The organism is Allocoleopsis sp. (assembly GCF_036703385.1).
In the GTDB taxonomy this organism is placed as follows: Bacteria; Cyanobacteriota; Cyanobacteriia; order Cyanobacteriales; family Coleofasciculaceae; genus Allocoleopsis.
In genome coordinates, this window is the sequence record NZ_DATNPA010000165.1 from 20,471 (window position 1) to 33,681 (window position 13,211).

Sequence of the window (13,211 nt, forward strand, 5' to 3'; positions counted from 1 at the left end):
CTGATACTGATAAAGTTGTTTATCACCCTGACCTATTGCAATGACGCTAAATAATAAACAAGGGCAAGCCCTTCAAAGCTCCCTCATCACGGGACACGCCGAACTGTCAATTGGTGTGGACAATACACATCCCTTTGGGAATTCTGGGTTACAGTTTGGTCAAATCCCTGATTCCACAAAGGGAATACCCAGGGAAGAATCCAGGAGTGACAATATCGTGCCAGGTAGCGTTGCCAAAATTAAAGTGATTGGTGTCGGCGGGGGTGGGGGTAATGCAGTCAACCGCATGATTGCCAGTGAGGTGACTGGGGTCGAATTTTGGTCGATTAACACGGATTCTCAAGCGCTTGCCCAAAACGGGGCTCCCAAACGCTTACAAATGGGACAAAAGTTGACGCGAGGCTTGGGCGCTGGCGGTAATCCAGCCATTGGTCAAAAGGCGGCGGAAGAATCGCGTGAGGAAATTGCCCATGCGATCGAAAACGCTGATCTCGTTTTCATCACCGCTGGCATGGGAGGCGGCACCGGCACGGGGGCGGCTCCAATTGTGGCTGAAGTTGCCAAAGAAATGGGGGCTCTGACGGTTGGGGTGGTTACCCGTCCTTTTACCTTTGAAGGACGCCGCCGCACCTCTCAAGCGGAGGAAGGGATTGCTGCCCTGCAAAGCCGGGTGGATACCCTGATCGTAATTCCTAACAACAAGCTTCTGTCAGTGATTTCTGAGCAGACTCCGGTTCAAGAAGCCTTTCGCGTAGCGGATGATATTCTCCGTCAGGGGGTTCAAGGGATTTCAGATATCATCACCATTCCCGGTCTGGTTAACGTAGATTTCGCCGATGTCCGTGCCGTAATGGCCGATGCTGGGTCGGCGTTAATGGGTATTGGTGTGGGTTCCGGGAAGTCAAGAGCCCGCGAAGCTGCCTCTCAGGCCATATCCTCTCCCCTCCTAGAGTCTTCCATTGATGGAGCCAGAGGTGTCGTCTTGAACATTACAGGTGGCAGCGATCTCACCCTTCACGAAGTGAATACAGCGGCAGAGACAGTGTATGAGGTCGTCGATCCCAACGCCAATATCATTTTTGGAGCGGTGATCGATGAGAAACTGCAAGGCGAGATCAGAATTACCGTCATTGCCACTGGCTTTAGTGGAGAAACCCAGTCTGCACCCAATACTATGAGGGAAACGCCCTATCAGCGGCGACCGCTCACACCCACACCCACTCCTCCTGTACCGCCCGTTGAGCCTAGGGGTAAACAACAGGAATTGGATATTCCAGAGTTTCTGCAAAGGCGTCGTTTTCCTAATAGACCCTAGAAGCGCTGAAAATTTATAGAGAAACGGAGGAGGAATTTTGCTCCTCAAAACTCAAATTTTTTTAAAACGGTGTTGCTTCGGGGAGTCATCTACTTTTAGGCTTAAATCGGAGTTGAGAAGTCGAAATAGAGGTTGAATCACCCTAATCAGTTCACTAGGGTGCCAAATTCCTCCGTTCGGCTCTTGATCCAAATTCGTGTTTTTACCCAGCCCAACGTTTAAATGTCAACTCTCCCTATAGGGATAATAATTCAGGAATGAGAAATAACAACAATCGGTCTTTCTTCTTAGTATGACGCGTCAAACTCAATCGAGTGTACCGATCGCCTTAACGATTGCTGGTTCCGATAGCGGCGGCGGTGCAGGGATTCAGGCAGATTTAAAAACATTTGCTTTTCACTGCGTTCATGGAACCAGTGCCCTGACTTGTGTAACTTCACAGAATACTCAGAGTGTGACGCGGGTGGATGCCCTGCCAGCACAGGCAGTAGTGGCTCAAATCGAGGCTGTGGTGAGTGACATTGGCGTCCAGGCTACGAAAACTGGGATGTTACTCAATCAAGAAATTATTAAGGCTGTTGCTCAAGCCGTGAAAACCTTCGGTCTGAATACCCTGGTGGTAGACCCGGTGATGGTATCACGGACGGGTGCCCAACTGATTGATGATCAGGCTGTGGAGTGTTTACGAGATTTCCTGATTCCGCTCGCCACAATTGTCACCCCTAACCGCTACGAAGCTCAGATTTTAAGTGGTTTGGAGATTAATACCCTCGAGGATATGCAAGCGGCAGCCCAACGCATTCATCAACTGGGAGTCAGCGCTGTCCTCGTCAAAGGGGGAGGAATGACAGGCAACCTGCGCGGGGTTGATGTATGGTTTGATGGCAAGGATTTATTCACACTGACAACGGAGCAGGTGGAAACCAGCAATACGCATGGGACTGGTTGTACGCTAAGTAGTGCGATCGCTGCTAATCTCGCCTTAGGGAAAGACCCCGTGTCTGCGGTGCGATTAGCCAAAGATTATGTCACAACGGCATTAAACTATGCTTTAGACATTGGTCAGGGAACTGGGCCAGTGGGGCACTTTTTTCCCTTGTTGCGCTCCTAACCCTCTGAATTTCAAGGGTGCACCCGTAAGGTTGAATAGATGGCAAATTTCTGAAAAAATTGCTGAGCTTGGACTCATAATTCCACTATTGTGGCCTTACAGAAGTTTGCTACACCCATATCCTCTCATCTGTAGATTAATCCTTCTATGCAAACCCCGCCAACTGACCGTTACAACCAAAAACCATCCAATCCATACAGCCCATCTGTCCCTATTTCAGTGTATCGAGAACTCGCGGCTGAGTTGCAAGAATCACGGGATATGGTAGAATCCCTCAAATCTCAAAATCACCAGTTAGTCAAGCAAAATCAACAGCTGCGGCAACAAGTCGAAAAAGTTGTTCAGTCAGCTCAACATCTCCAGCAGATTGTGGCTTCTTTTGGGTCGGTGAGCGACGCGGAAGTGCCTCGACCTCAGTCTACCAAACCTCCCGAACCCCGCTTTGTTGCACCCCCTCCACCGCCCCCTAGAGCCGCCAGTATCCCAGAGGAATTTGTACCCCCTCCCCAGAACCCCGAACCAGTTCCCCCCCCTTACACAGAGACGCTCGTGATTGAACAGGAGGAACGTCCTCGCCGTACTCCACCTTCAGAGGGGCTCTCAGATGTCAGTGGTTGGATGTTACTTGTAGCTATCCTACTAATTGTATTGACTGCTTTCGGATTAGGATTTTTGATTGTGCGACCGCTGTTAAATAACAGCAATAATCCCAACAATCGTTAAGTGGTTGTGCTGATTCATGGATTATGGGCTGCTCCCTTGTTGAATATTTAGTTGCTGTGTCATGATTGTATTTTTTGACCAGCCACTCGCTTCGCTGCAAAACACGCTCACTCACACGACCTGGTAGTCGGTCAGCAGCTCGATCGCAAGCATCTACCATGTTCATCGCGATCGCATCCAGCGCGACAGAGTCCCAGTATTAGAGATTAGTAGAAATTGCCTGAACCGGGCAGGTCGGGATACACTGCTCACAAACAATGCAGCGCGATCGCATAAAGTTAAGTTTGAAGCTCTCCGGGTCAAGAGTCAGGGCTTGGGTGGGACAGACACCCGTACATAAGCCACAATCGACACAACGTTCTTCATCAATTAAAATTTCGCGTCCCAGCAGGGAAACATTGATATCCTGCGATCGCATCCACTCAATCGCTGCATCTAACTCATCTATATCCCCCGACAATTCCACTACCAGCGTCCCGATTTGATTGGGTGCTACTTGGGCGCGGATAATGTTTGCCGCCACATTGAAATCTTTTGCCAGTCGGTAAGTCACGGGCATTTGAATCGTGCGTTTAGGAAAAGTTAGCGTTACCCGTTTTTTCATGGTCTTGTTAGATTGTTTTTGTGAAATGTAACGATTTATCAGCTCGGTTAAGCATGGCTACGAATACACCTGACTCTGTACCAACCTCCTCCCAGACACCTGAAACCACCGTTGGTCAACGCATCCGAAATTTTTTAATTGCCCTGGTGGCGTTTGCTCTGGGTATTACCTTGTTTTTGGCAACCCAAACCCAAACGGGTGCAACGTCTCTCGATGCCCAAGCTGAGGCATCTACTCCCCTCGAAGTAGCACTGAGCAATGGTAAACCAACATTCATGGAGTTCTATGCTAACTGGTGTACCAGCTGTCAGGCGATGGCGAACGATCTAGGCGAACTCAAGGAGAAATATGCGGATTCTGTTAATTTTGTGATGCTGAATGTGGACAACAGCAAGTGGTTACCAGAAATCCTCAATTATCGGGTGGATGGTATTCCCCATTTTGTGTTTTTTGGTGAAGAAGGAAAAGCGATCGCTCAGGCGATTGGGGAACAACCGCGTAGTATCTTGGAGGCGAATTTAGACGCTTTAGTTGCCGCTCTTCCTCTACCTTATACCCAAGGCAGCGGAAAAGTTTCTGCTCTTGACACCCCCGCATCTGCAAACAATACCTCTCAAGATGACCCCCGTAGTCACGGTGCTCAGGTGCAGCCGTAAATTCACCTTATCCACTTGGATAAACTGAATGGGGGAAGTTCAGCTGTGGTGGCTAACAGGAATTTAGGAATATATCGCACCCAACAGCGGTTTCTACGGTCATTCAACAGTAAGCCGTTACGCCAGTGAGCAGTGACTAGTTGGTCGCTGCTCACGTTCAGTGGGAGTAGTTCAGTGGGAGTAAGATTCCCCCACCTCTAAAGGTGGTAGGCAACAGGAAGAGTTTCCATCCCCAAAAATTGGGGTTTCTAACGAGTCTTTAATTACGAACTACGAATTACGAATTAGTAATTATGATGACTTTTTAGCTTCTTCCGCAATTCATCTCAACGCTGAACTCGTAAGAGTCAGCGTTGAGATGAATTGTGGTCAAGATTGTGCCATACTTAGAGTAAATGGGATTCACTCTAAGATGCTTAAGGTCGTTAAGGTCAGGCTATATCCTAATCCACAGCAACAGCAGTCACTAGAACAGTCTTTTGGTAACTGCCGTTGGCTGTGGAATTATTGTCTGAACTTGATGAACCTGACGTACAAACAGACAGGTAAGGGACTGTCAGGGTATGACGTTAAGAAGTTAATTCCACAGTTAAAGAAAGAACATGATTGGTTAACTCTGACTTATTCACAGTGCTTACAGCAAGCTTGCTTGAATTTGGGAGTAGCCTTCAATAACTTCTTTGAGGGAAGGACGAAATACCCTAATTTTAAGTCAAAGCACGGCAAGCAGTCAATTCAGTATCCTCAAAATGTCAAAGTTGCAGACGATTATTTAACTATTCCCAAGATAGGCAATGTATCGGCAACTATTCATAGAGCCATTGAGGGCAAAGTTAAGACTGTAACCATATCTAAAAACTGCTCTAGCCAGTACTTCGCCGCGATTCTATTTGATGACGGTAAAGACAAGCCGGAGTCAAACCGTGATGGCAAGGCAGTAGGTATTGATTTAGGACTGACCCATTTTGCTGTTACCAGTGATGGCTCTAAGTTTGACAACCCTCTTATACTCAAGTTACACGAAAAGAACTTAAAGCTCAAGCAACAGCAGCTTTCTAGAAAACAGAAAGGTTCTAACAACCGTCATAAAGCAAGAAAGAAGGTGAAGAGAGTCCATAGAAAGATTACGAACTGTCGTGAAGATTTTCTGCACAAGCTATCGCGTAGGATAGTCAACGAAAACCAAGTAATTGTAGTAGAAAATCTTAATGTCAAAGGGATGATGCAAAACCATTGCCTTGCCAAAGCTATCCATCAAGTTGGCTGGGGAATGTTTTGCACTATGCTCAAATACAAGGCAGAGGCAGAAGGGAAAGTCTACCAAGAAGTTGATAGATTCTTTCCTAGCTCCAAGACCTGTCATGTATGCCTTAATCAAGTTGGTAGCCTGCCGCTTGATGTAAGACATTGGACTTGTGGAAACTGCAAAGCTACTCACGATAGGGACATTAACGCCGCAATCAATCTCAGGGATGAGGGACTACGAATCTTGACCTCTGGAACAGGGGATAAAGCCTGTCGCCCAGATGTAAGTCGCAGTAGTAGAGGACGAAAGAAATCTACTACTACGCTTTCTGTTGGGCAGGAAGCCTACAGTGTACGCGAAGCGTCACTGTAGGTAGTTCACCATTAACTCTCTTGAATCGAAGGAGTCATTGCTAGGGTTCCTGCTGTTTTTTGCATGGCCTCAATATCGGATGCTAACCAGGAATGAGTATCCTGGCAGTGATGAGCGATTAACAGCCCCCATAGCCTTTCCCTCTTCACAATTGGTACGGCTAAGTTAGCACGAACTTGGAAACTTCGCAGAAAATCTCGGTGGCACGGATGGATGGGTTCGGTTTCAATATCTGCGATCGCTCTTACCCTTCCTTGGAGATACATTTGGGCATATTCATGATTAAAGCACTCGTCGGGACCGGTTGAGCCGAGGATAGAAAACTCATCAGAACTCAACGACTCAAAGGTAACTCGACCTTCCCACTCACAATAAAAATAATATAAGACTACGCGATCGACCTTAAGAACCTCCCTTAAATCCTTTACACTTGTTTGCACTATGAAATCTCTTACTAGAGTGCCTGCAATACGCTCGATTACTCTTTGTAAACCCCGTTCGGACATACGATGGAAATTAAGATTCGTTTGAATTTCTAGGATAGTTGGTAATCCTGTTAAAGTGAAACTTCATTACTCGTCAATCCTCGTATCTAAAATCTACCCAACCACACGAGATTTGGTGTGAGCAATTTCAACTCCCAAATCGGATAGGTTAGCTCTTACCAAGAATAACCAGGCTCAACAACAGTTGGGCATTGAGTTAATTGTTTTTTTGGCAACTAGGGGTGGAAGTACGAATTACCAAGGGGCATAGGTAGCTGCTGTTACCCCTTGGTAGATATTCAATGAGCTTTTTTGACAAATTCAAAGATATCAATCTATCAAAATTTGTCGTCTCAATACACTCATTACCTCGTCTGAATTGGAGGTAGGTTGCAGGGGACTCCATTCTGTCGCGTTGGCGAAGCCGAGAACGTATTGCTTGCGAATAACGCTGTTAACGGCTTTGGGTGAGCCGATGACGATCATTTTGATGCGTTCTCGTTTTCGATGCGGCTGTGTGGGAATGTCGTCAGAGTTAGGTGGGGTTGGGGTTTCGTGGGTGTTGGGTAGAAATTCTGCCATTGGGGTTTACCTGGTTCTTGATTGTAAATAAGTCTCATATAAGAGACATCCCTATTCTACACCTTGTGTCACCTATAAGAGACATTTACTTCGTCATCAGGTTTTGACACAATCTGAGGCATGGGAAAAGCAGGGCAAGCCCTCAAGCAGGTGTTAGAAACTTATGGCATTAGCCAAAATCGCGTCGCTGTGATGATGGGAACTCGGCGGGGGAACGTTCACCGCTGGGTGAATGAAATGGCTGATCCGGCGGCGGATGCGGTGCTTGAGATTCGGGATGCGCTTGAGAAGATTGAGCCAGATGCAGCAGAAGAATTTATTAGGTTGTATTTGGGGCGATCGACTCAGTGATAAAAAGGGATTTTGATTTGATTAGATTCTGGAGTGTACTTGCAATAAGTGTGAAAACCTTTATCACTCCTCATAGACTGAATTACAGATTGCATTTCCATCTGATGAATAAGGATCTGCTCGACACTGCAATTCAAAAATTGTATTTTCTTGATGATGATGAATCATCATCAAATATGTATTTTCAGTTTCTAGTTGTTCTAATCGTTCCTGAAATCCTTGGATTTGGTTTTGGAACCATTGAACAGTGAGATCAAATCTATGCTCAAGTGCATCGATTCGATCATCCTGCAAAGCATTACGCTGTCTTTCTAAACCGATCATGTCTTGAAGAAAAGCATCCATAAGCGGATTCATGGCTAAACCTCCAAAGCTTGAACTTCAATAAATATGTAGGCACCGTATAGCTACCACACGATGCCTACAACAGGATTGTCTACTTCCTGTTCCAGCCCAATTCTTCTTTCGCGTTTCTGATAGCACCTGAAACGTTGGTGGCACTGGCAGAGATTTTGAACGGCTTGCTTGAATCTTTAGGGTTCGTATCTTCCCTGACCACATTACCGCGCCAGAGCATACTTTCACGCGACCAATCAAGTCCTGCAATTGTCAAGACTTCTTCCTCATCAAATGAGTTGTTGTCCTGGTCATATGCATGATGTAATAACCGCCCTAAGATTTCTAGCCCAACACTTGTACCGAGTAAACAGCTTTCTCTGAAAGCACCTGCCTCTTGAGAATCAAGTTGCTCTTTTTCAGAAACATCCTTTGTTTCAGGGCATTCTGAGAAGAATAGATTGAGACAATTACTCAGAACTTCTGCTGAAGTTGTGACATCATGATCTAGAAGCTGAGCTTTTAGCTCATTTTCAAAGGCAAGACTGACTACTTGTGCAATGTAGTTGATGGTGTAAATATTTCTACTGCCAGATCCGGGAGTAGATTTAATTAACTCAGTTTTTCTGCGGAACATCGAAACCTGTTCAACTACCTCTTGAGCAATTCCATCACGACCATTTGCCCCAAAAGAGACTAGAAGTGACTTCTGAATGGGTCTTGTTTGAGCCATGTCACGGAAGTCCATCTGTGATTGGCGATCATCCGCTTCAAGCACAAGAGTGATCGGAAACTTCACTTCGCTAATCAAGTCGCGCTTGTCGCCCTCACTCATGATTAATTCTTGGATGGCGCGAGTGCGATGCTGCCCATCGGTGATATCTAGGGATATTCCTCTGGGAATTCTCACTAGATACATATTCCACAGCCCAGGAATCTCTTGATATTCAATTTTCCTCGGATCAATATTGGCTGTTAGTGTCCCTAAAATCCATTTCTTCCCAGCTTCAGCACGAGTAACAACGTAGTCCTTAATTTCTTCAGCGTGCTTACTGTCGATCGGACGATTCTTGCCAGCGTGAGGATCGTTTTTATTGGGATCGGTAGGCTTGGGTTTGAGAAGTGTTGGCAAATCACCCGCAGGTACATTGATTTGCAACATTGTTCGCCCACCTTGCTCAAATTTCAGAGCTGGATAGCAGTGCTTCCCCTGCCGCATACTATCCAAGTGATAACGGCTGAAGAAATCAGTAGCAGATACCTCCGCTTCAGGCTGCACACTATTAGACTGCACACCATTACTGGCTAAGGAGCCATCAACTTCTAAAGGTGACATAGAAAATTTACCGTGTGAGAAACTACAAATAAAATATGTCACACGGAAATAAACGTGTCAACACCTGAATTTGGACGTTTTACACGCGCGGTTTGTATTTTTTTTATAACATACTATTTTGTTGATTTCAATATACTGTATGTTACTTTAAAGCTCATGATACAAAACACCTAAGCTATGGCTCTTCCGTTCGAGTATGTTTTTCCCGCCATTAGGGGGATTCAGGCAGGGCGTGAGTACTATGTTTCTATGTGTCCTGTTCGGCTAATTTCCAAGCTGTTCTCCTTTGATGATGAGGAGATTCCAGCCGAGATGAGGGCGCAGCGAACGTTGAATCGAGCAAGAATACCAGAAATTGCTCAATACATTTTGGACAATCCAGAAAGCTACATCTTCTCTGCCATCACAGTTTCAATCAACGCTGACATTAAGTTTGAACCAATTAGCTTAGAAAGCTCAGAAGATATTGGAACATTGAAGATTCCAATGGACGCCCGGTTTGTCATAAATGACGGACAGCATCGCCGCGCAGCATTTGAGATGGCACTGAAAGAGAACCCGGAAATCGGGGATGAGACAATTTCGGTCGTCTTCTTCCTAGATATAGGGCTGAAGCGATCGCAACAGATGTTCACCGATCTCAACCGCTATGCAGCTCGTCCCGATCCATCACTCAATATCCTCTACGATCACCGCGATCGCAAAGCTGTTCTATCCAAAATGGTGATGAAAGCGGTGAAAATCTTCGACAAACTGACGGATACAGAGCGGAGCAGCTTACCACCACGCTCCAGTAAGCTGTTTACCCTCAGTGGCATCTATACAGCAACAAATCTGCTTCTTGCTAATTACAAGGATGTTGATTTTGACAAACAGACCCGTTTGGCATCACAATACTGGAACGCTGTAGCTGCTCAAATGTCTGATTGGCAAGATGTTTTAAATAAAAAAGTGTCTGCGGGTGAACTACGCCGAGATTACGTTCATAGCCATGCAGTAACACTGGTTGGATTGGGTGGTGCTGGTGCTGCTCTGCTTTCGCTGTATCCCAATGATTGGGCAGATCGGCTCAAACCTCTACAGAGTATAAACTGGGAACGCACTAATCCTGCTTGGGAAGGGTCAGTCATTGTTGGCGGCAGCGTCCACAACAATCGAACTTCCAGAAGTTTTATGATTGGCTACCTCAAAAAAGCTCTAGCTTTACCCTTGGAGGATGTCTGAAACGTATTCAAAGCTATTTGATTTCCTCTAGCATCCCGATTACATTTCTCCGCCCCCTAAATCCCCCAATTCTGGGGGACTTTGAAGTCCGGTTTTCCCAAAGTTGGGGGGTTAGGGGGGCGAAATTTATAAGGCTGCGTAAGTCCTATCCGTATTGTCTATCCCACTGTACAAATGCAAAAAAACTCTTATAGAATTCGCGGTACTACAAAGCCCATTGAGCAATCTGCTCGTCGCTTGCGTCAACAGCTTACTCCCGCAGAAGCTCACTTATGGAGCTTTTTGAGCCGTCGTCAACTGGCAGAACTCAAGTTTCGCTCTCAACATCCAGTGGGATGTTTTATAGTGGATTTTTATTGTCCATCCTGCAAGTTAGTAATTGAAGTTGATGGAGACATTCATAGGCAGCAAGAAGACTATGACAACGCTCGCACGGAGCAGCTTCAGGCTTTTGGCTATCGAGTGTTGAGGTTTACAAACGAAGCTGTTTTGAGCGATCTGCAAACCGTTCTAGCGCACATTGTCAAAGTAGCAGAAGCTCGGTTCCCCCCAGAATTGGGGGGCTAGGGGGGCTAAATTCCTCATTAACGTCCGAAGAAGAAAAGCTGTTAGGAAGCATTCAACGATGAACTTCATTCAAGAAGCTGACAATCAGAGTTCAGCTCAACCTATTTTGGCAGAGTCTGTTAGCAAAGATGTTAAGTGGCTAACGGTTGAAATTCAAAAACTGTATCTTTTGGATGAAGTTCCCTGGGTTGTTGGTTACTCCGGTGGCAAGGATAGTACTGCCGCGCTTCAACTGGTTTGGAACGCCATCTCTGCATTACCCAAAAAGAAGCGAACGAAACCCATTCACATTATTTCAACAGATACATTAGTTGAAAATCCGATTATTTCTGCTTGGGTACACCAGTCTTTGAAACGTATGGAAACATTCGCTCAGACTGAGAAGTTACCCTTTCAAGCCCATCCGCTGAAACCTGAGCTAGAAGATACTTTCTGGGTTAACTTGTTGGGTAAAGGGTATCCGGCTCCTCGTCAGAAATTTAGATGGTGTACCGCACGTCTTAAAATCAATCCGGCTAACCACTTTGTCCGAGACATTGTTCGTGAAAATGGTGAAACCATCTTAATTCTTGGCACTCGCAAAGCCGAAAGCCAAAAGCGAGCTTCTACAATGGCGAAACACGCACAGAAGCGAATACGCGCTCGCCTCAGCCCTAATGCCAGTTTGCCTAATTCTCTCATCTATACACCCATTGAGGACTGGACTAACGACCAGGTTTGGCTGTATTTAATGCAATGGGAAAATCCTTGGGGATACAGTAACAAAGAGCTTTTTCAAATTTATCGTGGAGCTTCTGCCGATAACGAATGTCCTTTAGTTATTGATACTTCAACCCCCAGTTGCGGCAGCTCTAGATTCGGTTGTTGGGTTTGTACATTGGTCGATCATGATAAATCAATGGAGGCAATGGTTCTCAATGATGAGTCAAAAGACTGGATGCAACCCCTCTTAGATTTTCGAGATGAGTTAGACTTTCATACTGATAAAAAGCTAGAGCAGGAACGGCAAAATCGAGATTTTCGTCGTATTACCGGAAAGGTTCAACTGTTTGAGCGTAATGCAGAAGGCTCAAAAGAGAAAGAAGTAACCAATGTTCCTGGGCCTTATATTAAGGAATATCGAGAGGATTTGTTAAGAAAACTTCTAGAAACTCAGCAAGAAGTCCGTCAAAAAGCCCCCTTAGAAATGCAAGATATTGAACTCATTTCTCTGGAAGAACTGAGTGAAATTAGACGTATCTGGCTAGAAGAAAAACACGAATTTGACGACTCACTTCCCCACATCTACCAAGAAGTTACTGGTGAAATTTTCCCCGATCCGCGCCGCAATGCAGGCAATGGCTACCTGGGTGCTGATGAATGGAGCATCCTGACAGAATTGTGTGAGGATTCCATCCATCTCGAACTCATGAACCGACTCCTCGACACCGAGCGTCAATTCCAAACCATGTCTCGTCGTGTTGGACTCTACAAAGAACTAGAACAATGCTGCGAAATTAATTTCGGCTCCAAAGACGAAGCCCTAGACAATGCTCATCGCACTCGAAACCTTAAACAGGCTGCAACCCAAGGTGACGTTGATACCGTCAAGCAACTGACAACGGATAGAGCGACTCAATCCGAGCCAACTCAAATCTTGCACCACCCCCCTAACCCCCCTTATCAAGGGGGGAACAAGAATCAGAATAACTCCCCCCTTAACAAGGGGGGCTGGGGGGGTAAGGAAGGAGTAAGGGGGCTAACCCAAGATTCAGATGCAACAGATGAGCCAACAAATGCGATCGCTCAACCTAACTCCTGGGCAGAATTAAAATTCGGCAAAGCTCAATCCTCACCCACTGCCTCCGACTCCCAAGCCGCCTACAACCTCGAAACTACTAGCGTTCCTCACCCCGAAACGCAAAAAGACTATAGACCAAAAGGGATTCCCCACCTTATCCTCACAGAATTAGTATTGCAGAATTTCGGCCCCTATCGAGGTCAGCACACCATCAACCTCACTTCCCCTAACAACGAGCAGCCTATCATCCTGTTTGGTGGCATGAACGGCGATGGCAAAACTACCCTAATCGACGCCATCCGTCTAGCACTTTACGGAAAACGCGCCCAATGCTCCACCCGTGGCAACTTATCCTACAGCGACTTCCTAAGTCAGTGCGTCAACCGTCAAACCGACGACGAACCCACGAGCATTGAACTTGCGTTCCAGCAAACCCTCAACAACGCACCCCAGCCTACTGAATTTCGCATCCATCGTACCTGGACACAGCAACCCAAAAACGGACGCGATACCCTAAAAGTCT

General features: G+C 46.1%; 14 protein-coding genes and 1 pseudogene. 10 read left to right on the forward strand and 5 right to left on the reverse strand.

Going from position 1 to position 13,211, the window contains the following annotated elements:
* Window positions 1-40 precede the first annotated feature (40 nt).
* From ftsZ to V6C93_RS08525, 3 genes are all read left to right on the forward strand, one after another.
* On the forward strand, window positions 41-1,315 hold the full coding sequence (ftsZ, locus tag V6C93_RS08515) for a cell division protein FtsZ (protein ID WP_333476225.1): 1,275 nt from the start codon (window positions 41-43) through the stop codon (window positions 1,313-1,315).
* Window positions 1,316-1,607: 292 nt separating this feature from the next.
* On the forward strand, window positions 1,608-2,426 hold the full coding sequence (gene thiD / locus V6C93_RS08520; RefSeq protein ID WP_333476226.1) for a bifunctional hydroxymethylpyrimidine kinase/phosphomethylpyrimidine kinase: 819 nt from the start codon (window positions 1,608-1,610) through the stop codon (window positions 2,424-2,426).
* 147 nt (window positions 2,427-2,573) lie between these two features.
* Complete coding sequence (locus V6C93_RS08525; protein WP_333476227.1) at window positions 2,574-3,149, forward strand: hypothetical protein; 576 nt, start codon at window positions 2,574-2,576, stop codon at window positions 3,147-3,149.
* 199 nt (window positions 3,150-3,348) lie between these two features.
* Here the strand turns inward: V6C93_RS08525 and V6C93_RS08530 are convergent, their stop codons facing one another.
* The gene (locus V6C93_RS08530; RefSeq protein ID WP_333476228.1) at window positions 3,349-3,753 is read right to left on the reverse strand and encodes an NIL domain-containing protein; all 405 of its coding nucleotides are present in this window, start codon (window positions 3,751-3,753) and stop codon (window positions 3,349-3,351) included.
* A 53-nt stretch (window positions 3,754-3,806) separates the two neighbouring features.
* Between V6C93_RS08530 and V6C93_RS08535 the strand changes: the two genes are divergently transcribed.
* The gene (locus V6C93_RS08535) at window positions 3,807-4,409 is read left to right on the forward strand and encodes a thioredoxin family protein (protein ID WP_333476229.1); all 603 of its coding nucleotides are present in this window, start codon (window positions 3,807-3,809) and stop codon (window positions 4,407-4,409) included.
* Window positions 4,410-4,821: 412 nt separating this feature from the next.
* Window positions 4,822-6,027, forward strand: coding sequence for an RNA-guided endonuclease TnpB family protein (locus V6C93_RS08540; RefSeq protein WP_333476230.1), 1,206 nt, complete (start codon window positions 4,822-4,824; stop codon window positions 6,025-6,027).
* Between the two features lie 11 nt (window positions 6,028-6,038).
* Here the strand turns inward: V6C93_RS08540 and V6C93_RS08545 are convergent, their stop codons facing one another.
* Together V6C93_RS08545 and V6C93_RS08550 are read right to left on the reverse strand one after the other, a co-directional pair.
* The gene (locus V6C93_RS08545) at window positions 6,039-6,533 is read right to left on the reverse strand and encodes a GAF domain-containing protein (RefSeq protein WP_349262655.1); all 495 of its coding nucleotides are present in this window, start codon (window positions 6,531-6,533) and stop codon (window positions 6,039-6,041) included.
* Window positions 6,534-6,842: 309 nt separating this feature from the next.
* Entirely contained in the window at window positions 6,843-7,094 is a 252-nt protein-coding gene (locus tag V6C93_RS08550) for a hypothetical protein (protein ID WP_333476232.1), read from the reverse strand.
* Window positions 7,095-7,214: 120 nt separating this feature from the next.
* Here V6C93_RS08550 and V6C93_RS08555 point away from each other — a divergent pair, with 120 nt between their 5' ends.
* Window positions 7,215-7,445 (forward strand): helix-turn-helix transcriptional regulator, encoded by a 231-nt coding sequence (locus tag V6C93_RS08555; protein WP_333476233.1) that lies wholly within the window; start codon window positions 7,215-7,217, stop codon window positions 7,443-7,445.
* A gap of 63 nt (window positions 7,446-7,508) precedes the next feature.
* Here V6C93_RS08555 and V6C93_RS08560 read toward each other — a convergent pair whose 3' ends face one another.
* Both V6C93_RS08560 and V6C93_RS08565 read right to left on the reverse strand, forming a co-directional pair.
* Window positions 7,509-7,802 (reverse strand): hypothetical protein, encoded by a 294-nt coding sequence (locus tag V6C93_RS08560; RefSeq protein WP_333476234.1) that lies wholly within the window; start codon window positions 7,800-7,802, stop codon window positions 7,509-7,511.
* Window positions 7,803-7,881: 79 nt separating this feature from the next.
* A complete protein-coding gene (locus V6C93_RS08565) occupies window positions 7,882-9,117 on the reverse strand; it encodes a DNA sulfur modification protein DndB (RefSeq protein ID WP_333476235.1) in 1,236 nt (411 codons plus the stop codon).
* A 177-nt stretch (window positions 9,118-9,294) separates the two neighbouring features.
* Here V6C93_RS08565 and dndB point away from each other — a divergent pair, with 177 nt between their 5' ends.
* The 4 genes and pseudogenes from dndB to V6C93_RS38135 all read left to right on the forward strand — a co-directional run.
* Window positions 9,295-10,341 (forward strand): DNA sulfur modification protein DndB, encoded by a 1,047-nt coding sequence (gene dndB / locus V6C93_RS08570; protein ID WP_333476236.1) that lies wholly within the window; start codon window positions 9,295-9,297, stop codon window positions 10,339-10,341.
* Between the two features lie 174 nt (window positions 10,342-10,515).
* Window positions 10,516-10,908, forward strand: a complete 393-nt coding sequence (locus V6C93_RS08575; protein WP_333476237.1) for an endonuclease domain-containing protein — start codon at window positions 10,516-10,518, stop codon at window positions 10,906-10,908.
* Window positions 10,909-10,966: 58 nt separating this feature from the next.
* Window positions 10,967-12,538 (forward strand): annotated as a pseudogene (dndC, locus tag V6C93_RS08580) (DNA phosphorothioation system sulfurtransferase DndC); the annotation flags it as partial.
* A 324-nt stretch (window positions 12,539-12,862) separates the two neighbouring features.
* Window positions 12,863-13,211, forward strand: a 349-nt coding sequence (locus tag V6C93_RS38135) for an AAA family ATPase (RefSeq protein ID WP_349262656.1), incomplete at its 3' end; no start/stop codon positions are given.